Below are 19,723 nucleotides of genomic sequence, written 5' to 3' on the forward strand. Positions count from 1 at the left end.
TAGCCTGCTTTCCCTACGCATGCAATTTGACATGCGACCGGGGCGCACTGCTGCGCCCCGGCTCTTTGTACTGCTCGAAACTCAGTTCGCGGATCGGCCCGAGCCGTCGGCCGGACCGCTGCCCGGCCCCTGACCTTGCCCTTGGCCAGCACCGCCGCCCGGTTGCATCGGCGGCGTGCCCTGAGGGCCATGACCGTTCGGGCCCTGCCCCATCGGACCATCCCCTAGCATCATCCGGCCATAGCCGGGGCCATATTCGTCGCGGTCGTCGTCCCAGCCCATGCGGTCATGGCCGTAGCGATCCCCTTTGCCCATGCGGTCGTACCCATGGTGATCGCCCTTGCCCTTCCGGCCATGCTCGTAGCGGTCGTGCATCCGCTGCATGAACCTCTTGGCCATCTGCATCTCGTCGGCGCTGACCGCCCCGTCGCCGTTACGGTCCATACGCTCGAACATGCGCGTCGGCATCGGGTGGGCCATCAGTTCGGCGGCCGACAACTCGCCATCGCCATTGCTGTCCTGCGCAGCGAAACGCGCCTTCACGCGGGCCTCGACGCGGGTCTTGACCTTCGCCATCTCGAAATTGACGAGTTCTTCTTGCGAGACCATGCCGTCGCCATTCGCGTCGAGCGCCTGCGCGTCGGCGGCGCGCTTGGCTTGGATCTCGTCCATCGTCACCTGACCGTCGCCATTGCTGTCGAAACGGCTGATGTCGAAGCCGAAGCCGCGTCCGCCCCGACCGTCCATCGCACCGGGCTGCATGGTCTGCCCCATACCGTTGACCGGGCCATTACCTTGGCCAGCGCCGGGACCGTTACCCGGTCCGTTAGCTGGCCCCTTCCCCGGCATCGCCTGTTGCCCCTGCATCTGGTTGCCGGTCTGGTTCTGCGCCACCACCGGCATTGCGAGGGTGATCGCGCTCCCGGCGAGGATCGCCGCGACGAGGGTCTGCCTGTTCATGACTTTCATAAGAAACTCCTGTTCTCGCTCCCACGGCACGTCTCGCGCCGTCGATGTCTGTCCCAACGCGGCAGGCGCAGCATTCCGTCGCGAATCTCACACACCCGTGATAGACCCGCCGGACTTTCCATCCGCTCCGGCTGCCGCCATACTGCCCGGCAAACGGGCGGAGAGAGACCGCCACAAGGGAGAGCGCAATGCAGTCGCATGACGAATATCACGATGACCGCCCGCTGGGCCGCTCGATCGGGCGAGGCCTGCGCTGTCTCTGTCCGGCCTGCGGCAAGGGGCGGATCTTGCACAGCTATCTCAAGGTGCGCGACACTTGCCCGTCCTGCGGCGAAGACCTCTCGCACCAGCGCGCTGATGACGGCCCGGCCTATCTGACGATCCTGATCGTGGGCCATCTCGCGATCCCGATGATGGCGGCCTATTTCATCGCTTTCCGTCCCGGCCCGTGGGAGATGATCTGGATTTTCGGCATCGGGTCGATGGTGCTCTCGGCAATCCTGTTGCCGTTGATGAAAGGGATGCTGGTAGGCATCCAATGGTCGCGCCGGATGCATGGTTTCGGCGAGGGCGAGATCGTTCATGACTGACACCAAGCCCCCGGAGGACAAAACTGCGCTGCGCGATGCGGCGAGCGTGATCGTCCTGCGCCGTGACGGGACGACAGCTCCTCGTGTGCTAATGGGTCAGCGCGGCGCTGGGGCCGCGTTCATGCCTTCGAAATACGTCTTTCCGGGCGGTGCGCTCGACGCTACCGATTGGGAGGTGCCCTTCGCGTCTCCGCTGCCCGCGCCCGATCATGCGCGGCTCGAGGCCGATGCGCCCGAAGGGATCGGTGCGGCCCTCGCCGCCGCCGCCCTCCGCGAGCTGTGGGAAGAGACGGGGCTCGTACTGGGCGAGAGAACCAACTGGCCCGGCGCGGTACCGGACGATTGGCAGGGCTTTGCCGATCTGGGCTTTCTGCCCTCGGCGGCCAATTTGCGTTTCGTGTTCCGCGCGATCACGCCGCCAGGCCGTCCGCGCCGCTTCGATGCACGGTTTTTCCTCATCGACGCGGACGCAATCCAAGGCGATCTCGACGATTTCTCGCGGGCCTGCGACGAGCTCTCGCATCTGCATTGGGTGCCCCTGCCGGAGGCGCGCGCGCTGAACCTACCGTTCATCACCGAAGTCGTGCTGGCCGAGATCGCGGCGCTGATCACCACCGATCACGCGCTTGGCGCGCCGCATTCGGTGCCGTTCTTCGATAATCGTGGATCGCGATCGGAGTTCCGGCGGATCGGGCTCTAACGCCCCGCCAGCACAATCACGATCAGCGACACCACGACGAGCGCGATGCCCGCCCCTTCGCGCTTGTGAAGCCGCTCGTGGAAGACCAGCGCCGAGGCAAGCAGCGTGAAGACGATCTCCACCTGTCCCAGCGCGCGCACGAAAGCCGCGTTTTGCAGCGAGAAGGCAGTGAACCAGCCCGCCGAGCCCAGAACGCCGGTGATCCCCACGAGCACCGTGCGCCGCCACGCGCCGAACACGCGGGTTAATTCGCCCGGCTCGCGCAGCCGCAGGTAAAGCCCCATCCCGATTGACTGCGCGAAGGTCGCGCAGGCCAGCGCGACGATGGCGCGAGCGAAGAAGTCGAGCGGCTCAAGCTCCAGCGTCGCGCCGCGATAGAAGATCGAGGACAGGCCGAACAGCGCCCCTGCCCCCATGCCGTAAAGCGCCGCACGCGGGTTGAAGCCGCCTTCGGGCGGCTTGGTCAGGAACAGCACCCCCGCCAGCCCGATCGCAATTCCGATCCAGCCGATGGGTCCGACGAACTCGCCAAGGATGATCGCGGAGAACAGCGCGACCTGCACCGTCTCGGTCTTGGTGAAGGCCACGCCCACCGCGAAGTTGCGCAAGCCGAACAGCGCGACCGTCAGGAAGGTCGCCGCCACCTGCGCCGCGCCGCCCGCGATGACGAAGCCCCAGAAAGGGCCACTTAGATGCGGCCATGGCGTGGCGGTCGCCGCCAGAAAGCCCAGCGCCGTCACCGCCGCGAGCGGGAAGCCGAACAGGAAGCGTGAAAACGTCGCGCCGCCGACCGAGAGTTGCGCTCCCGCCAACAGCTTTTGCAGCATGAAGCGGATGGTCTGCACGGCGGCTGCGAACAGCGTCACCCAAACCCAGAGATGCGCCGGCGCGTCGGTCACTTACCGACCCGCGTCATGTCATAGCCGTTGAAGTCCATGACGTCGTGGGCCGCCTTGATCAGATCGGGCCGAGGGGGGGGCTGCCGCGACAGGATCATCCCCCAACGGCCCGACGGCGTGCCGAGCACAGCCACCCGATAATCGAAATCGACCCAGAGCACCCAGATCGGCTCACCGCCGAACGCGTCCTTCGCCAGAAGCCGCCCGCCCGGTCCGGTGAGCGTGACCGTCTCGTCGACGGCAGCCGGTGTAATCGCGCAATTCGTGCCGCGCAGGCGATAGGCGCTCTTGCCGTCCCACGTCCAGTTTTGCGTGCCCGAGCAGCCCGGAATACCGCTTTCGACGACATGCCACTCGCCAGCGAAGCGCTGCGGATGGAACAGCGAGGCCGAAGAGATCAGCGCCCCCGGCTTGCGGAGCGAGGCGGTCTCCGGCTGAGGCCCACAGCCCGCGAGGGTCAGCGCGAGCATGCCGCCCAGCGCGGCGATCTTCGCCCAGCTCATTGCACGCATAGTTGCATCGGGTAGCCCGCCTCGCTCATCACGTCGTTACAGCCCAGAAGCGGTGTTACCGGAGCGCAGGTCTTGGAGCGCGCGAGGCATTCGCCCTCGCATTCGCTGCCCGCCTGGCAGCTCTTGCCGCTATCGGAGGTCATCTTCACGCAGATGAACGCCCCGTCGCGCGCGACCCAGTTGCCGCCGCGCGCGACGCATTCGAATTTACCGGCATCGATCTTTTCCTGCCCGACCAGCGGCAGTTGCTCTGCCGTATCGCCCCCGTCCGTGGTGCCGAAAGGCTTGCAGGCCGCGAGGGCGAGTGCAGCACCCAGAAGGATCGACGCCGCCCGCATCAATAGGGCATCGGGTAGTGCTTATGGAGCTCCGCGATCTTGTCGAGCAGCTCCTTCGGCAGTTCCACCCCTTCCGCGTCGAGGTTAGGTTTGAGCTGGTCGACCGAAGTCGCGCCGACGATCGGGATCACCGGGAAGGGACGGCTCATCACCCAGGCGATCGCCATCGTGACCGGGTGCAGGTCGAACTCCTTGGCGAGCGCCACATAGCGGTCCGCGATCTCGAAAGCGCGCGGATTGGCCCGCCCACCGAGATTGTTGACCAGCGACCGACGGGTATTCTCGGGGATCACGTCGCCGGAATACTTCCCCGTCAGGATACCGGCCGCGAGCGGCGAATAGGCCAGCAGCGTCACCTTCTCCTGTTGGCCGAGCTCGCCGAGATCGAGATCATAATAGCGGCACATCAGCGAATACTCGTTCTGGATCGACTCGACGCGCGGCCCCTTACCCGCCGCGGCCAGTGCCAGCCATTGCGCGGTGCCCCAGGCGCTCTCGTTCGACAGACCGAATTCGCGGATCTTGCCTTCCTGGCGCAGCGCCTCGAGCGTCTCCAGACAGGCGCTCATATCGTCGAGCACCTCCTGCTTCGAGGGCTGCTTCGACGGATCGAAGCGCCACGTCTTGCGGAAGTGATAGGAGCCGCGATTGGGCCAGTGGAACTGGTAGAGGTCTATGTAATCCGTCTGCAGCCGGGTCAGCGAGTCCGTCACAGCCTGCCGGATCCGGGTCGGGCTGATTACCGGGCCTCCCTCGATCGCGTGCGAGCCTTCGCCGGTGATCTTCGTCGCCACCACGAGATCGTCGCGCTTGCCGCGCTTGGCCAGATAAGTGCCCACGATCTGCTCGGTCCGGCCCAAGGTCTCGGCCTTGACCGGGTTCACCGGATACATTTCCGCGGTGTCGAGGAAATTGATCCCGCGGTCGAGCGCGAAGTCGATCTGATCGTGGCCCTCGGCCTCGGTGTTCTGGCTGCCCCAAGTCATCGTTCCGAGGCATATCTCGGACACCATGATCCCGCTTTGACCAAGTTCCAGCTTGCGCATTCCCGCGCCCCCTCTGTCATTTGATGTTGCGCGGACCCTGCCACCGGGCCGCGGGAAGGTAAAGGCCCCTGACCCGCTCGTTACTCGACCCGATCCAGGTAGTCGGCGTAGCCCTCGGCCTCCATGTCTTCATAGGGCACGAAGCGCAGCGAGGCGGAGTTGATGCAGTAGCGCAGACCGCCCTGATCGCGCGGCCCGTCGGGGAACACATGGCCCAGATGGCTGTCGCCATGTTTCGAGCGCACCTCGACGCGCGTCATCCCGTGGCTGGTATCGGTCAGCTCCACGACATGATCGTCGATCAAGGGCTTGGTGAAGGACGGCCAGCCGCAGCCCGCGTTGTATTTGGTCGAGGAGGCGAAAAGCGGCTCGCCCGAGACCACGTCGACATAGATGCCCTTGGCGGAGTGGTCGTCATATTCGCCCGTGAAGGGGCGCTCGGTGCCGTTTTGTTGCGTGACGCGGTATTGCTCGGGGGTGAGTTTCGCGATCGCGTCGTCGGATTTCTGCCATTTGCTCATGATGGGTCTCCCTTTCGCGCCTGATCTAGGCGGCGGCGGCCGCGAGAAAAGCCCTGCCGCCGCGTTTCACTCGCATGTTTTACGGCGCGCGCCTACCATCCGGATCAGGAGGAGTTTGCCATGACCACGCCCGATCCCCGCGCCGATCTGCCCACCCATCACGTCGAGAACCAGCCGCCCGCGCGCGGCGACGTCGATTTGTTCGGCGCGGATGCGCCTCTGCGCGAGGCCGTCGCGCGGGCGGGCGGTCAGACAGATACGCTGTCGGATTACGGCCGGACCCTTGGCACGACCGAGATGCGCGAGGCCGGGCGCGACGCGAACCGCTACCCGCCCGAGCTGCGGTTGTTCGACATGGGTGGACGACGGCTTGACGAAGTGCGCTTTCACCCCGCCTATCATCGCTTCATGGAGGCTGGAATCGGCGCGGGCTACGCCGCGCTGCCGTGGGAAGGCGCGAAGGGCGGCCACGCCACCCACGCCGCGATGGTCTATCTCGCGAGCCAGGTCGAGCCCGGCAGCTGCTGTCCGATGACGATGACCTATGCCGCGGTGCCCGCGCTCGAGGCCACGCCCGAGATCGCCGCGATCTGGCGCCCGAAACTGACCGCGCGCAGCTACGACCCGCGCGTGCTGCCGGTGGGCGAGAAGACCGGCGCGACGCTCGGCATGGCGATGACCGAGAAGCAGGGCGGCTCGGACGTGCGCGCGAACACCACCCGCGCCGAGCCGGCGGACGGGCATTGGCGGCTGACCGGCCACAAGTGGTTCTGCTCCGCGCCGATGTCGGACGGGTTCCTGACGCTGGCGCAGACCGACAAGGGACTGAGTTGTTTCCTCGTCCCGCGCTGGCTGGAGGGAGAGCGCAACGCAATCCGTATCCAGCGGCTAAAGGACAAGCTGGGCAATCGCTCCAACGCGTCCTCCGAGATCGAATATGAGGGCGCGTTGGCCCATCTTCTGGGCGAGGAAGGCAGGGGCGTCGCCACGATCATCGAGATGGTGCATCACACCCGGCTCGACACCGCGCTCGCGCCTGCGGGGCTGATGCGCGCGGCGATCTCCGAGGCGCATCACTGGGCGACGCATCGCGCCGCCTTCCAACGGCGCCTGATCGACCAGCCGCTGATGCGCGCGGTGCTGGCCGATCTGACGCTGGATTGGGAAGGCGCGCTGACGCTGGGGATGCGCGTGGCGCAGGCCTTCGACAGCGCCCGCCCCGAGGATCGCGCCTTCGCCCGGATCGGCGTGGCGCTGGCGAAATATTACGGCAACAAACGCTGCCCCGTGGTGACCTACGAGGCGATGGAGGTGCTGGGCGGCATCGGCTACGTCGAGGACACGCCGATGCCGATGCTCTACCGCGAGGCCCCGCTGAACGGCATCTGGGAAGGCTCGGGCAACGTGATCTGTCTCGACATCCTGCGGACCCTCGCGAAAGAGCCGCTGGCGGCGGAGATGCTGAGCGCGGAGCTGGACGCGGCGCGCGGCACCGATCCGCGCTATGACGCGGCGCTGGCCGATCACCTCGCCCGCTGGCCTGCGCTCCCACCCGAGGCCGAGGCGCGCTGGTTCGCGGAACGGCTCGCGCTGCTCCTGACCGCATCGCTGTTGATCCGAAATGCACCTGCTGCGGTGAGTGACGCCTTCGTCGCGACGCGGCTTTCGGGCGAGGCAGGCCGGACCACGGGGGCGATGGCGGGCAGCGATGTCTCTGCTATCCTGGACCGGATCGCTGGCTGAGACTGCGGAAGCCTCCGGCGGGGATATTTGGATCAAGGAGAAGGAGGGGCGCGATGAGCGAAGACCGATATCTGATCCGGGCCGATGAGATCGCGGCGATGGAGGGGCTGGCGAAGACGCATTTCCTCAACCCGAATGCGCGGCGGATCAACAAGAGCCTTGGCGATGCGACGGGGCTGACCGGGATCGGGGTGCATATCATCGAGGTGGAGCCCGGCTGCGAGACCACCGAGTTTCACCGCCACCACCACGAGGACGAGGCGATCTTCGTGCTCAGCGGCGAGGCGACCGCGCGGATCGGCGAAGAGCGTCACGCGATCGGGCCGGGCGATTTCATCGGCTACCGCGCGGGCGGCGCGGCCCATACGATCGAGAATACCGGATCGGAAATGTTGCGGCTGCTCGTGATGGGTCAGCGCCTACCCCATGACGTGGGCGACTATCCCGACAAGGCCAAGCGGCTCTACCGCAATGCGGGGATGCCGTGGCAGATCGTGGATGTCGACGCGATCACGGAGGTCAAGGCGGGGGCGAAGAAGTGACGCCCCCAGCCGAGGTTCACGCGTTGAACAGGAAGTGCAGGACGTCGCCGTCTTTGACTTCGTAGGTCTTGCCCTCGACGCGGAACTTGCCGGCCTCTTTCGCGCCCGCCTCGCCCTTGTTGGCGACGTAGTCGTCGTAGGAGACCGTCTCGGCGCGGATGAAGCCGCGTTCGAAATCGCCGTGGATGACGCCCGCCGCCGCCGGGGCCAGCGTGCCCTTGCGGATCGTCCAGGCGCGGGCCTCTTTCGGGCCGACGGTGAAATAGGTCTGCAGGCCCAGCAGGTCGTAGCCCGCGCGGATCAGCCGGTCGAGACCGGCCTCTTCCAGACCCATCTCTTCGAGGAACATCTCCGCTTCCTCGGCGTCGAGCTGCGAGATTTCCTCTTCGATCTTGGCCGAGATCACCACGGTGCCCGCGCCCTGCTCGGCGGCCATCTTGGCGACCGCTTCGGATTTCGAGTTGCCGGTCGCGGCGGAGCCTTCCTCGACATTGCAGACATAGAGAACCGGCTTGGCGGTCAGCAGCTGCAGCATGTTCCACGCTTTGCGGTCGTCCTCGGACACCTCGACGGTGCGCGCGGGGCGACCGGCTTCCAGAGCCTCTTTCGCCTGCTCCAGAAGGCGCATCGCCTCCTTGGCTTCCTTGTCGCCGGATTTCACCTTGCGGGCGAGGTTCGCAATACGCTTCTCGAGGCTTTCGAGATCGGCGATCATCAGTTCGGTCTCGATGGTCTCGGCATCGGCCACCGGATCGACGCGGCCTTCCACATGGGTCACGTCGCCATCTTCAAAGCAGCGCAGCACATGGGCGATGGCATCGACTTCGCGGATATTGGCGAGGAACTGGTTGCCCAGCCCCTCCCCTTTCGAGGCGCCTTTCACGAGGCCGGCGATATCGACGAAGGTCATACGGGTCGGGATGATCTCTTTCGAGCCTGCAATCTGGGCCAGCGTGTCGATCCGCTCATCGGGAACGGCCACTTCGCCGACATTCGGTTCGATCGTGCAGAAGGGAAAATTCGCCGCCTGCGCGGCCGCCGTCTTGGTCAGCGCGTTGAAGAGGGTGGATTTACCCACGTTCGGCAGACCCACGATACCCATCTTGAAACCCATTTCGCCCTCCTGTTTGTGGCTGCGCGCTTCATATTCATTGGCCGCCCCCGGTGCAAGCGCGCGCGAGGGCCGGAATCGTGATAGGCTGGCCTTCGTGTTCAGGGAGGTGACCGCGATGAGTTTCGAACCCTACATCCACTTTCAAGGAAACTGCGAAGAGGCGATGCGTTTCTATGCCGACCTCTTCGGCACCGAGCCCCCCTTCCTCATGCGTTATGGCGACATGCCCGAGGCCAGCGAAGGCATGAGCGATAGCGGCAAGGCGCGGATCATGCATGCGCTGATCAAGCTCGGAGATGGCGCGCTGATGGCATCGGATTGGCCCGAGGGTCGCGATCGTCCGCAAAGCTCGGTTTCGATCTCGCATGTCTCGGACAGCCGGGAGGCCGCGAAGGCGATCTTCGAGCGGCTGATGGATGGGGCCGAGGAGGTCATGATGCCTTTCGACGACACGTTCTGGGCCGACGGGTTCGGAATGCTGCGTGACCGTTTCGGAACGGCGTGGATGATCAACGGCCCCTCGAAGATGTAGGCGCGGTCCGTCGCCGCAGTATGCGCGGGCCGTCGTGGCATTCGATCACGCGCGCGAGGCATTGATTTTCCCGCCCTCTTCGCGCAAACCGCTTCGGGACCAGCCGGAGGGACGCCATGACTCGCATCGACGCCAAATTCGCCAGCCTCAAGGAAGAGGGCAAGAAAGCCTTCGTCTCTTATATCATGGCGGGCGACCCGGATCTGGAGACCTCGCTCGAGGTGATGAAGGGCCTGCCGGCGGCAGGCGTCGACATCATCGAGCTGGGCGTACCCTTCACCGATCCGATGGCCGACGGTCCGACGATCCAGCTGGCCGGGCAGCGCGCGCTCGACGGCGGGCAAACGCTGCAGAAGACGCTCGACATGGCGGCGGAATTCCGCAAGACCGACGACACCACGCCGATCGTGCTGATGGGCTATTACAACCCGATCTATTCGCGCGGCGTGGATCGCTTCCTCGAAGATGCGAAGGCCGCGGGCATCGACGGGCTGATCGTGGTCGACCTGCCGCCGGAAGAGGATGAGGAGCTTTGCATCCCCGCGCAGGCTGCCGGGATCAACTTCATCCGCCTAGCGACGCCGACGACCGACGACAAGCGCCTGCCCAAGGTTCTGCAGAACACGTCCGGTTTCGTCTATTACGTCTCGGTGACGGGGATTACCGGCTCTCAGGCCGCGCAGGCGACCGAGGTCGGCCCGGAAGTCGCACGGATCAAGGCCAAGACCGATCTGCCGGTGATCGTTGGTTTCGGCATCACGACGCCCGACGCGGCCAAGACCATCGCGGGCGTGGCCGATGGCTGCGTCGTGGGCTCGGCCATCGTGAAAGAGATCGCCGAGGGCAAGCCGGTGGCCGAGGTTCTGGACTTCGTGAAAGGCCTCGCGGGCGGCGCGCACTCGGCGTAAGTCGCCGCGCCGCGACTGGCTCAGGGCTTCATGCGATAGCCAATGCGCAACCAGTACCAGCCGAGTCCCAGAACCACGATCAGCGCCACGCCGATCACCGCCAGACCGTGCCACGGTGACGCATCGGACACACCGAGGAAGCCGAAGCGGGCCATGTCGATCAGGTAGAAGACCGGATTGTAATGGGTCAGGATCTGGAAGGCCGGCGGCAACGCCTTGGCCGAGTAGAAGGTTCCCGACAGGAACGACAGCGGCGTGATGATGAAGTTGGTGATCGCCGCCATCTGGTCGAACTTGTCGGCGAACACCGCCGCCAGAATGCCCAGCCCGCCAAGGAAGGCTGCGCCGAAGACGACTGCGGCCAGCGCCCAGAACGGATGTGCGACACCCTGCCCCAGCACGACAAACAGCCCGATCCAGATCACGACCGCCACGATCAGCGCGCGCGCTACCGCCCCGGTCAGATAACCCACGAGGATTTCCCAGGGCGCGAGCGGCGGCATCAGCGTGTCGACGATATTGCCCTGCACCTTCGCGATCACGATCGAGCTGGACGTATTGGCAAAGGCGTTTTGGATCACCGTCATCATCAGGATCCCCGGCGCAATGAAATGCAGAAAATCGACGCCGAGCACGTCGGCCCGATTGCGCCCGAAGGCCAGTGCGAAGACGGTCAGGAACAGCCCGGCGGTGATCAGCGGCGCCAACACCGTCTGCTGCCAGACCGCGAGAAAGCGGCGAATCTCGCGCCAGCCCAACATCCGCAGGCCCATCCAGTTTACCGCGCCAAAACGGCGCACACCGATCTCGTACATCCTGATACTCCCGTTGTTGACCGCTCCCTACACGCTCGCGGCCCGCAGCTCAACGCAGCGAGCGCACAGCCGGTTTCCCGCTTGCGCACGCGCCCGAACCGCCTCGTAGCCCTTGAAAAGCGGGCCCCGCGATTGTATCTCTGCGCTCTCCCGCTAAAATAGGGATTGAAACTGGAATGGCCTGCAAGACGGACTTGCAGGAAACCAAGGAAGGATGCCCATGTCCTGGACCGATGAACGCGTCGAATTGCTCAAGAAGATGTGGACCGAAGGCCAATCGGCCAGCCAGATCGCGAAAGAGCTGGGCGGTGTGACGCGCAACGCGGTGATCGGCAAGGTGCATCGCCTCGGCCTGTCAAACCGCACCGGCGGCGCAGCAGAGCCCGCGAAACCCGAGCCGAAAGCCAAGCCCGAGAAGGTCGAGGCGAAACCCGAGAAGCCCGCCGCGCAGCCCACGGCCGAGGCGCCGGACCCCAAACCTGCCGCGAAACCGGCGAGCCCCGCGCCCGCTCAGGCCGCAGCCCCGTCGGCCGCGCCCGCACGCAAGGCGATCATCCCCGCCGGCCAGCCGCTGCCGCCGCAGCCGTCGGCCAACGAGATCGACCCGGCCGCGCTGGCCAAGGTCGGCGAGGTCGAGAAACACGCCAAGAAGCTTGGCCTGATGGAACTGACCGAGCGCACTTGCAAATGGCCGATCGGCGACCCTGCGACCGAGGAATTCTGGTTCTGCGGCCTGCCGAGCCAATCCGGTAAGCCTTATTGCGAGGCCCATGTCGGCGTCGCCTTCCAGCCGATGAGTTCGCGCCGCGACCGTCGCCGCTGAGGCCGCTTCCCCCGTGATATCGAAGGGCGCCCCGCGAGGCGCCCTTTTCTTTTGAACCGGTCACGCACGCCGCAATCCCGCCGCCCCAACCGACGCTGCCTCGATGCGAGGGGCTTTTCGGGGCGCCCTGCAAAGGCTATATCGCGCGCCATGAGCACGAACCCTCCGAACCTGCGTCCCGATCTCGCGCCCCGCGCGCGCATCACGGATGCCCCCCGCCCCGGTCAGCCGCTGATCGGGATGGTCTCGCTTGGCTGTCCGAAAGCGCTGGTCGACAGCGAACGCATCCTGACGCGACTGCGCGCCGAGGGCTACGCGATCTCGCCCGATTACGCGGGCGCGGATGCTGTCATCGTGAACACCTGCGGTTTTCTCGACAGCGCCAAGGCGGAAAGCCTCGAGGCGATCGGCGAGGCGCTGAACGAGAACGGTCGGGTCATCGTAACTGGCTGCCTCGGTGCCGAGCCCGAATATATCACCGGCACGCACCCGTCCGTGCTCGCAGTGACCGGGCCGCATCAATACGAGCAGGTTCTCGACGCGGTCCATGCGGCCGTGCCGCCCGATCCCGATCCCTTCGTCGACCTCCTGCCCGCCGCGGGCGTGAAGCTGACGCCGCGCCATTACAGCTACCTCAAGATTTCCGAGGGCTGTAACCACAAGTGCAAGTTCTGCATCATCCCTGACATGCGCGGCCGCCTCGTCAGTCGTCCGGCCCATGCGATCGTCCGCGAGGCCGAGAAGCTGGTCGGTGCGGGCGTGCGCGAATTGCTGGTGATCTCGCAGGACACCTCCGCTTACGGCGTCGATATCAAACATGCCGAAGAGCGGGGCCACCGCGCGCATATCACCGATCTCGCCCGCGATCTGGGGTCGCTCGGCGCATGGGTGCGGCTGCATTACGTCTATCCCTACCCGCATGTGCGCAATCTGATCCCGCTGATGGCGGAAGCACAGGAGAACGGTGGCGGCGTGCTGCCTTACCTCGACATCCCGTTCCAGCACGCCCATCCGGACGTGCTCAAACGGATGGCGCGGCCCGCGGCCTCGGCCAAGACGCTCGATGAGATCGCGGCATGGCGCGCGGCTTGCCCGGATATCACGCTGCGCTCGACCTTCATCGTCGGCTATCCCGGCGAGACCGAGGAGGAGTTCCAGTACTTGCTCGACTGGATGGACGAGGCGAAGCTCGATCGCGTCGGCTGCTTCCAGTACGAGAATGTCGAGGGCGCGCGCTCGAACAGCCTTCCAGATCATGTGCCCGACGAGGTCAAGCAGGATCGCTGGAACCGCTTCATGGAGAAGGCGCAGGCGATTTCCGAGGCGAAGCTGCAGGCCAAGGTCGGCTCCGTGCAGCAGGTGATCGTGGATGCGGTCGATGCGGAAGGCGCCACTTGCCGCACCAAGGCGGATGCTCCCGAGATCGACGGCAACCTCTTCATCGATGAGGATTTCGAGAATCTCAGCCCCGGTGATATCGTGACGGTCGAGGTCGACGAGGCCTCGGAATACGATCTCTGGGGACGACTCGTTTGATCCGCATTTTCGCCCTGTCCGCCTTGCTTCTCGGCCTGCTCCCGCTCGCGGCGCAGGCTGGCGAGTGCGCCATCGATGCCGCGCAGGGGCGAGAGATCGCGCAGGCAACCTCGCAACAGCGACAGGCGCAGGGCCTCAACGCGCTCGCGATGGACCCTCAATTGACACAGGCAGCCGCGGCACAGGGCTGCGACATGGCCCGGCGCGGCTTCTTTGCCCACACGGGCTCCGACGGGTCGACCCCGCTCACGCGCGCGGAGCGCGCGGGTTTTCACGCCTGCCTGATCGCCGAGAATGTTGCGATGGGCCAACGCGATGCGGGCGAGACCTTCGACGCCTGGATGAAGTCGTCCGGCCATCGCCGCAACATCCTGCTACGCGGCGTGACGCGGATCGGCGTGGCGGTCGTCCCCAAGCGCGACGGCCAGGGCCCGTGGTACGTGATGGTGCTCGCCAAGCCCTGCTGAGGCGCTCAGGTTATCCCTTCGGTGTCGATATGGATGACCTCGCCGCAATGCTTGCAATGGACCGCATCGGCATCGTGCAGTTTCAGCCCGCAGGTCGGGCATTCGTGACGTACCTTCATTGGCCGGAACAGAACCTGAGCGAGCCGCAGGAAAAGCGTCACCCCGAAGATCATGATCGCGACCGAGATCATCCGCCCCCATTCGCCCTTGGGGGTGATGTCGCCGAAGCCCGTCGTCGTCAGCGTGGTGACGGTGAAATAGAGCGCGTCGGCGTAATTTTTGATCTCCGGGTTGATCCGCACCTGCGTCGAATAGATCAGCCCGGTCATGACGAAGAGGAAAACCAGAAGGTTGATCGCCGCGACGATAATCTCTTCGTGGTGCCGGAATAGAGAGAAATCCGCCCGCAGCCGGGCGAGCAATTGGTAGGTGTGCAACAGCCGCAGCGTCCGCAGGATTCGCAGAAAGCCCAACCCCTGCCCCGCGATCGGCGCAAGGAAGGAGCCGATCGCGATCAGGTCCGCCCAGGTCGGCGCGCGGGTCCAGAACCGCACCTTCTCGCCCGAGATCGCGTAACGGGCGAGGAAATCCGCCACGATCACGACGCCGATCACGGCATCGATCGCGCCTATGGTGCTGGAATGCGGAAAGAACGAGGTCACGATGACGAAGACGATCGTCAAGAGGTCGAAAATCAGAAGCCCGTAGCGGAAGACATGCGCCCGGTGGCTCTCGCCCTCGTAATAATGCCTTAGCGTTTCGAGCATGTTCTCTCCCATAGGTCTCGCTCAGGGATACAGGCTTTGACCGCCCTGTCAAAGCGCATGAAAAAGGCGGCCCCGAAGGACCGCCCCTTTCGTCAAGTCAGGCGATGTCAGGTCAGGAAGCCTTCGGCGCGAAGTGCATCGTCGTGGGTTGCGACGAAGCGCCTTGGGTCACGATGAAATGGGCGTCGCCATAGTTGCCGCGCTGCACGTCATGCTGGATGCGCTGAAGCTGGGCAACGGTGTAGTTGTCGGGGTTGAGCCCAAGCTGCGAAGCCATCTGGGTCTTGCCCGGCGTGGTCTTGCCGAGGCCGGGACCGCCCGGATGCCGGTCCGCGTGGCTGCGGTAGTAGGCCAGCTTGGCAGTATCGCCCTTGCGCGCTGCGTGGAGCATTTTCTGCAACTCGCCCACCGAATATTGCGTGGGATCGACATTGTTGAGACCGGCAAAGGTTTGCAACTCTGCGGCAACTTGCGCTCTGCCCTGATTGGTCGCGTTGACGACCATCGATGACCCTTGGGTTTGCGGCGTCATCGAAGGCGCGATGACACCCAGGTCCGAATTATTGTCAGGCCCGTTATAGGTCGTGGCGGCCGAAGCGAGTCCGGCGGAGCCTGCGGTGAGGGCGAGCGCTGCGATAGCGGTAGTCAGAAGATTGCGGGTCATGATGAAATCCTTTCATCAGCAGGTTGATTTTCCGCGGCACCGTCTGGCGCCGATGACCCCGACTTATGAACCCAATCATCGCACAAAAGGCCGTTTCGGCCCGCTCCCATGTTCACTCAGACACATATACACAGGGAACTCTCGCCCGTTCCAGACGCCGTGAAGTATTTGGAATATATGTGAAAACCAATTTTATCGAAAGAAAATGACACGTTCGCACAAATAGAAACGGCCCCCGCGAGGGAGCCGTTTTCGGTCAGAACACTGCGTCGACCTTACGCGTCACGGCCCATCACGGGCTGCGGCGCCACGTCGACCGGCTGACGGTTGGTGTGGTTGATGACGTATTTCGCCTCGTCGCGATTGCCGTTGCGCAGCGCGTTCTGGATGCGGAACAGCTCGGCGGTGGTGTATTCGGCCGGGTTCAGACCGAGTTGGGCCGCGATCTGGGCCTTGCCGGGGGTCACTTCGCCAACAGCCGAGCCTTTGCTGGCCGACGAGCTTTGCGACATCGAGGGCGCGATGGAGCCGTAGCCGTCACCGCCGGCAGCAGCCAGCGACGTGCTCAGCGCGAGGGCAAGGACGGAAGTCGTGATAAGCGTTTTCATGGTTACTCTCCTATACGAATACGCATGTTGTTCTTCTCACCGAGAGCGAAGCGACAGGGGGAAGCGTCTGTGCCCTCGGCGATGACGCTGATCTAGGACCGTTCGTATTCGCAGGAAACTTGCGATTTCAAACACAGTTCTGCGCATATGCGCACCTTGAAAATTGACAGTTCCGCGACAGAAGCCGCGGGCTCGCCCGTAGGCTCCCGCCACGCCCCCTTTCCCTATCCCGGCTTTCCGCATAGAAGGCGCCCAAACCCCTTATTCCATACGAGGTCGACTATGGCGTCCTATCAATATGTCTATCACATGGATGGTGTCTCGAAGACCTATCCGGGTGGCAAAAAATGCTTCGAAAACATCCGCCTGAATTTCCTTCCCGGCGTGAAGATCGGCGTCGTGGGCGTAAACGGCGCGGGTAAGTCCACGCTGCTGCGCATCATGGCCGGCATCGACAAGGATTTCTCGGGCGAGGCCTGGGCCGCGAAAGGCGCGAAAGTCGGTTACCTCCCGCAGGAGCCTGATCTGGACCCGGCGCTGAACGTGCGCGGCAACGTCATGGAAGGCGTGGCCGCCAAGAAGGCCAAGCTGGAGCGTTTCAACGAGCTGGCGATGAACTACTCGGACGAGACCGCCGAGGAGATGGCCCAGCTGCAGGACGAGATCGACTCGGAGAACCTGTGGGATCTCGACAGCCAGGTCGACGTCGCGATGGAGGCCCTGCGCTGCCCGCCGGACGACGCCGACGTCGAAACCCTCTCGGGCGGTGAGCGCCGCCGGGTCGCGCTGTGCAAGCTGCTGCTCGAAGCGCCCGACATGCTGCTCTTGGACGAACCGACCAACCACCTCGACGCGGAAACCATCGCCTGGCTGCAAAAGCACCTGATCGAATACAAGGGCACGATCCTCTGCGTCACGCACGACCGTTACTTCCTCGACGACATCACCTCGTGGATCCTCGAACTCGAGCGCGGCCGCGGCATCCCTTACGAGGGCAACTACTCCGCATGGCTGGAGCAGAAAGCCAAGCGCCTCGAGCAGGAAGCCCGCGAAGACAAGGCCAAGCAGAAAGTCCTCGAGAAGGAACTTCAGTGGATCCGCGCCGGCGCGAAAGCCCGTCAGGCGAAGTCCAAGGCGCGTATCTCGGCCTATGAAAAGATGGCGGACCAGTCCGAGCGCGAGCGCGTCGGCAAGGCCCAGATCATCATCCCGAACGGCCCGCGTCTGGGCGGCAAGGTGATCGAGGTCGAGGGCATCTCGAAACATTACGGCGACAAGCAACTGATCGAGGATCTGTCCTTCTCGATCCCGCCGGGCGCCATCGTCGGCGTGATCGGCCCGAACGGCGCCGGTAAATCCACGCTGTTCCGCATGATCACCGGTCAGGACAAGCCCGACACCGGCGAGATCACCCTCGGCGAGACCGTCAAGCTCGCCTATGTCGACCAGTCGCGCGACGCGCTGGATGCGAACAAGACCGTCTGGGAGGAAATCTCCGGCGGGGCCGAACTCATCGAACTGGGCGACGCGCAGGTCAACAGCCGTGCCTATTGCGGCGCGTTCAACTTCAAGGGCGGCGACCAGCAGAAGAAGGTGGGTCTCCTCTCGGGTGGTGAGCGCAACCGCGTCCACATGGCCAAGCTGCTGAAAGAGGGCGGCAACGTGCTGCTGCTCGACGAACCGACCAACGATCTGGACGTCGAAACCCTGCAGGCGCTGGAAGCCGCGATCGAAGACTTCGCCGGCAACGCGATCATCATCTCGCACGACCGCTTCTTCCTCGACCGCCTCTGCACCCACATCCTCGCCTTCGAGGGCGACGCCCATGTGGAATTCTTCGAGGGCAACTTCGAGGATTACGAGGAAGACAAGATCCGTCGCCTCGGCCCCGATGCGGTCGAGCCGAAGCGGGTGAAGTACAAGAAGTTCAGCCGGTAAGCGAATGGCGGTTCGCGCAAGATCACTCTTTGTTCTTGCGCGAATCAATTTTCCGTCTAAACCTAGTGGCACCCAATCCCGTGGCGCACACGATGTGGACGCCTGTCTTGGTTAGCCTTTAGCGGGGCTGTGTAGGGGCCCTAGCGGGAACCTGCTAAGGTCGTCCGACAGAACTCTCAGCGGAATGCTCAGAATAATCTGAACGGGGAGCGATCGACGAGGTTGGCCTAAGTGATCATAGGGCGAACCGAACCGCCGGAATTGGGGCGGTATAGAAATACTGAGCGTAATTTAACGCTCATCCGGATGGGCATCGCTCTAGGGAACTCCCCAATGCGATTTTCATTCAAAATAGAAGGACGAGTGTCATACGCCGATATCGTTGGCACTATCTCTCTCGTCCTGACTATCATCGCACTTCTGGTGTAAGCGTCAGGCGGCCTCGGCCGCCTGATTGCGACATCCTCCCCCAACCAAAACCACACACACCAGCCCCATCTCACCTCGCCCCTCGCGCGCCACCTTTCCCAGTTCCCTATTGCCATCTATAGTGTCTGGTAAGGGACAAGACACAAGACAAAGCGGGGACGGGACTTGGCGCATATCATCGTGATGGGCAACGAAAAGGGTGGGTCGGGGAAGTCCACCACCTCGATGCATGTGGCGACCGCCTTGGCGCGGATGGGATGGAAAGTCGGGGCGCTCGATCTCGATCTGCGGCAGCGCAGCTTCGGGCGCTATATCGAGAACCGGCTGGCCTATATGGATCGCGAGGGGCTCGACCTGCCCTGCCCCGATTATCGCGAGCTGCCCGAGGTGGACGCCTCGACGCTGGGCCCGGGGGAGAACCCCTATGACCACCGTCTGTCGACTGCCGTGGCCGAGATGGAGCCGTCCTGCGATTTCATCCTGATCGACTGCCCCGGCTCGCATACGCGGCTGTCTCAGGTCGCGCATTCCCTGGCCGATACGCTGGTCACGCCGCTCAATGACAGTTTCATAGATTTCGACCTGCTGGCGCGGATCGATCCGGTGACGTCGAAGGTGATCGGCCCCTCGATCTATTCCGAGATGGTCTGGTCGGCGCGGCAGCTGCGCGCGAAGGCGGGGTTGAAGCCGATCGACTGGATCGTGCTGCGCAACCGCGTGGGCGCCCAGCAGATGCACAACAAGCGCAAGGTGGGCGCGGCGCTCGAACAGCTCTCGAAGCGCATCGGGTTCCGCGTCTCGCCCGGCTTCTCCGAACGGGTGATCTTCCGCGAGCTGTTCCCGCGCGGGCTGACGCTTCTGGACCTGAAGGACCTCGGCGTCGAGAGCCTCAACATCTCCAACGTGGCGGCCCGTCAGGAAGTGCGCGACCTGATGAAGGAGCTGGACTTGCCCGGCGTCGCGGTCGACTTCTGAGGCCCTCTCCCGGCGCGAAAAGCGGAAAAAACAAACGCCCGCTGGGAATGACCCTCGGGCGTTTCGTCACTGGCACTGGTCTTGCACTAAGGCGCGCGGCTCTTACTGAGGCTTCGGCATCTCGGCGAAGGGCGAGACGCGGCTGCGGCGGGGCGCGGGCATCGCGCCAAGGGCCTTCATCCTCACTTCGATACGGTCCTCCCGACGCTTGAAGAAGCTGAAAAGGGCAATCAGGCGGCTCATTCCGTGTCTCCTTTGCATCGACGCCGTTCTGGCGTCACCCTTTC

Annotated in this window: 23 protein-coding genes; 11 read left to right on the plus strand and 12 right to left on the minus strand. The window is 64.4% G+C overall.

Features of this window, described 5'->3' with window-relative positions; genetic code table 11:
• Positions 1–81: 81 nt before the first annotated feature.
• Positions 82–969, minus strand: coding sequence for a hypothetical protein (locus B6V76_RS10045; RefSeq protein ID WP_088727343.1), 888 nt, complete (start codon positions 967–969; stop codon positions 82–84).
• 188 nt (positions 970–1,157) lie between these two features.
• On the opposite strand from B6V76_RS10045, the gene B6V76_RS10050 reads away from it, so the two are divergent.
• Both B6V76_RS10050 and B6V76_RS10055 read left to right on the plus strand, forming a co-directional pair.
• Complete coding sequence (locus B6V76_RS10050) at positions 1,158–1,559, plus strand: DUF983 domain-containing protein (RefSeq protein ID WP_075774041.1); 402 nt, start codon at positions 1,158–1,160, stop codon at positions 1,557–1,559.
• Positions 1,552–2,259, plus strand: coding sequence for an NUDIX hydrolase (locus tag B6V76_RS10055; RefSeq protein ID WP_088727344.1), 708 nt, complete (start codon positions 1,552–1,554; stop codon positions 2,257–2,259). Before B6V76_RS10050 ends, B6V76_RS10055 begins: the two co-directional genes overlap by 8 nt.
• Here the strand turns inward: B6V76_RS10055 and B6V76_RS10060 are convergent.
• The 5 genes from B6V76_RS10060 to msrB form a co-directional block, all read right to left on the minus strand.
• Positions 2,256–3,158 carry a DMT family transporter gene (locus tag B6V76_RS10060; protein ID WP_240497836.1) on the minus strand — a complete coding sequence of 301 codons (903 nt, stop codon included), beginning with the start codon at positions 3,156–3,158 and terminating at the stop codon, positions 2,256–2,258. The two genes, B6V76_RS10055 and B6V76_RS10060, sit on opposite strands and share 4 nt — an antisense overlap.
• Positions 3,155–3,670, minus strand: a complete 516-nt coding sequence (locus tag B6V76_RS10065) for a lipocalin family protein (RefSeq protein WP_088727345.1) — start codon at positions 3,668–3,670, stop codon at positions 3,155–3,157. The genes B6V76_RS10060 and B6V76_RS10065 overlap by 4 nt, the downstream gene beginning before the upstream one ends.
• Positions 3,658–4,008 carry a hypothetical protein gene (locus tag B6V76_RS10070; RefSeq protein WP_075774039.1) on the minus strand — a complete coding sequence of 117 codons (351 nt, stop codon included), beginning with the start codon at positions 4,006–4,008 and terminating at the stop codon, positions 3,658–3,660. Before B6V76_RS10070 ends, B6V76_RS10065 begins: the two co-directional genes overlap by 13 nt.
• Positions 4,008–5,054, minus strand: a complete 1,047-nt coding sequence (locus tag B6V76_RS10075; protein WP_075774038.1) for an aldo/keto reductase — start codon at positions 5,052–5,054, stop codon at positions 4,008–4,010. Before B6V76_RS10075 ends, B6V76_RS10070 begins: the two co-directional genes overlap by 1 nt.
• A gap of 80 nt (positions 5,055–5,134) precedes the next feature.
• Entirely contained in the window at positions 5,135–5,575 is a 441-nt protein-coding gene (gene msrB / locus B6V76_RS10080) for a peptide-methionine (R)-S-oxide reductase MsrB (RefSeq protein WP_075774037.1), read from the minus strand.
• A gap of 120 nt (positions 5,576–5,695) precedes the next feature.
• On the opposite strand from msrB, the gene B6V76_RS10085 reads away from it, so the two are divergent.
• On the plus strand, positions 5,696–7,318 hold the full coding sequence (locus B6V76_RS10085) for an acyl-CoA dehydrogenase family protein (protein WP_088727346.1): 1,623 nt from the start codon (positions 5,696–5,698) through the stop codon (positions 7,316–7,318).
• A 53-nt stretch (positions 7,319–7,371) separates the two neighbouring features.
• Entirely contained in the window at positions 7,372–7,860 is a 489-nt protein-coding gene (locus tag B6V76_RS10090) for a cupin domain-containing protein (RefSeq protein ID WP_088719579.1), read from the plus strand.
• Positions 7,861–7,876: 16 nt separating this feature from the next.
• Here B6V76_RS10090 and ychF read toward each other — a convergent pair whose 3' ends face one another.
• Positions 7,877–8,974, minus strand: coding sequence for a redox-regulated ATPase YchF (gene ychF, locus B6V76_RS10095; protein ID WP_075774034.1), 1,098 nt, complete (start codon positions 8,972–8,974; stop codon positions 7,877–7,879).
• A gap of 115 nt (positions 8,975–9,089) precedes the next feature.
• On the opposite strand from ychF, the gene B6V76_RS10100 reads away from it, so the two are divergent.
• Positions 9,090–9,506, plus strand: coding sequence for a VOC family protein (locus B6V76_RS10100; RefSeq protein WP_088727347.1), 417 nt, complete (start codon positions 9,090–9,092; stop codon positions 9,504–9,506).
• Between the two features lie 116 nt (positions 9,507–9,622).
• Positions 9,623–10,414: a tryptophan synthase subunit alpha gene (gene trpA, locus B6V76_RS10105; RefSeq protein ID WP_088722332.1), complete on the plus strand. Its 792-nt coding sequence runs from the start codon at positions 9,623–9,625 to the stop codon at positions 10,412–10,414.
• A 20-nt stretch (positions 10,415–10,434) separates the two neighbouring features.
• On the opposite strand, the gene B6V76_RS10110 is transcribed toward trpA, so the two are convergent.
• Complete coding sequence (locus B6V76_RS10110; RefSeq protein ID WP_088727348.1) at positions 10,435–11,229, minus strand: ABC transporter permease; 795 nt, start codon at positions 11,227–11,229, stop codon at positions 10,435–10,437.
• Between the two features lie 220 nt (positions 11,230–11,449).
• On the opposite strand from B6V76_RS10110, the gene B6V76_RS10115 reads away from it, so the two are divergent.
• The 3 genes from B6V76_RS10115 (at position 11,450) to B6V76_RS10125 (ending at position 14,055) form a co-directional block, all read left to right on the plus strand.
• Entirely contained in the window at positions 11,450–12,052 is a 603-nt protein-coding gene (locus B6V76_RS10115) for a GcrA family cell cycle regulator (RefSeq protein WP_088727349.1), read from the plus strand.
• A 150-nt stretch (positions 12,053–12,202) separates the two neighbouring features.
• Positions 12,203–13,588, plus strand: a complete 1,386-nt coding sequence (gene rimO, locus B6V76_RS10120) for a 30S ribosomal protein S12 methylthiotransferase RimO (protein WP_088727350.1) — start codon at positions 12,203–12,205, stop codon at positions 13,586–13,588.
• Positions 13,585–14,055 (plus strand): CAP domain-containing protein, encoded by a 471-nt coding sequence (locus B6V76_RS10125; protein WP_088727351.1) that lies wholly within the window; start codon positions 13,585–13,587, stop codon positions 14,053–14,055. Before rimO ends, B6V76_RS10125 begins: the two co-directional genes overlap by 4 nt.
• Positions 14,056–14,060: 5 nt before the next feature.
• Here B6V76_RS10125 and B6V76_RS10130 read toward each other — a convergent pair whose 3' ends face one another.
• The 3 genes from B6V76_RS10130 to B6V76_RS10140 all read right to left on the minus strand — a co-directional run bounded on the left by B6V76_RS10130 (position 14,061) and on the right by B6V76_RS10140 (position 16,094).
• Positions 14,061–14,822, minus strand: a complete 762-nt coding sequence (locus B6V76_RS10130; protein ID WP_088727352.1) for an ion channel — start codon at positions 14,820–14,822, stop codon at positions 14,061–14,063.
• 112 nt (positions 14,823–14,934) lie between these two features.
• Entirely contained in the window at positions 14,935–15,486 is a 552-nt protein-coding gene (locus B6V76_RS10135; protein WP_075774026.1) for a hypothetical protein, read from the minus strand.
• A 275-nt stretch (positions 15,487–15,761) separates the two neighbouring features.
• Positions 15,762–16,094, minus strand: a complete 333-nt coding sequence (locus tag B6V76_RS10140) for a hypothetical protein (protein ID WP_075774025.1) — start codon at positions 16,092–16,094, stop codon at positions 15,762–15,764.
• A 282-nt stretch (positions 16,095–16,376) separates the two neighbouring features.
• On the opposite strand from B6V76_RS10140, the gene ettA reads away from it, so the two are divergent.
• Together ettA and B6V76_RS10150 are read left to right on the plus strand one after the other, a co-directional pair.
• Positions 16,377–18,032 carry an energy-dependent translational throttle protein EttA gene (ettA, locus tag B6V76_RS10145; protein WP_075774024.1) on the plus strand — a complete coding sequence of 552 codons (1,656 nt, stop codon included), beginning with the start codon at positions 16,377–16,379 and terminating at the stop codon, positions 18,030–18,032.
• 594 nt (positions 18,033–18,626) lie between these two features.
• The gene (locus tag B6V76_RS10150) at positions 18,627–19,436 is read left to right on the plus strand and encodes a division plane positioning ATPase MipZ (protein WP_075774023.1); all 810 of its coding nucleotides are present in this window, start codon (positions 18,627–18,629) and stop codon (positions 19,434–19,436) included.
• 102 nt (positions 19,437–19,538) lie between these two features.
• On the opposite strand, the gene B6V76_RS19930 is transcribed toward B6V76_RS10150, so the two are convergent.
• Positions 19,539–19,679 carry a hypothetical protein gene (locus B6V76_RS19930; protein ID WP_157771605.1) on the minus strand — a complete coding sequence of 47 codons (141 nt, stop codon included), beginning with the start codon at positions 19,677–19,679 and terminating at the stop codon, positions 19,539–19,541.
• Positions 19,680–19,723: the final 44 nt, after the last annotated feature.

It is taken from the genome of Thioclava sp. IC9, assembly GCF_002213225.1.
Taxonomy (GTDB): domain Bacteria; phylum Pseudomonadota; class Alphaproteobacteria; order Rhodobacterales; family Rhodobacteraceae; genus Thioclava; species Thioclava nitratireducens.